We start from the raw sequence: 411 nt of genomic DNA on the forward strand, positions 1-411 counted from the left end.
TATGGATGCCAATGAACACCAAAATGGACAGCAACATACTGAATCAAAATCTGAATCCTATTTTGAACTTGAACCTGCTTTAGAAAGAAAACAGCGCGAGGTTCAGCCAAAGATGAAAAACGTGGAGCCGGCGAGGGGGTATCCACTTGTACTGATCCTGAAAGCATGTCCGGATATTTTGGATTATGCGGCAGAAGATATTGCGAGTTGGCGAGATCTGATGAAAACCGCCGCCAAGGTTAGAGGGTTCCTCGGCATTTCGCCTTCTGCTTACGAGGATGCGCTTGATGTGCTGGGGCAAGAAAATGCTGCTGTTGTAATCGCATGCATCCTTCAGCGCTCAAATTATATCAACTCAGCTGGCGGATATCTGCGCTCATTGACTGAGAAAGCGAGGGCAGGGGAGTTTTC

1 protein-coding gene is annotated in these 411 nt (G+C 47.4%); it reads left to right on the top strand.

What is annotated here, in order from left to right; translation table 11 throughout:
* On the top strand, window positions 1–411 hold a 411-nt coding region (gene repC, locus HBA93_RS18925), incomplete at both ends, for a plasmid replication protein RepC (protein WP_286202061.1).

The organism is Ochrobactrum sp. SFR4, assembly GCF_019730395.1.
Taxonomy (GTDB): domain Bacteria; phylum Pseudomonadota; class Alphaproteobacteria; order Rhizobiales; family Rhizobiaceae; genus Pseudochrobactrum.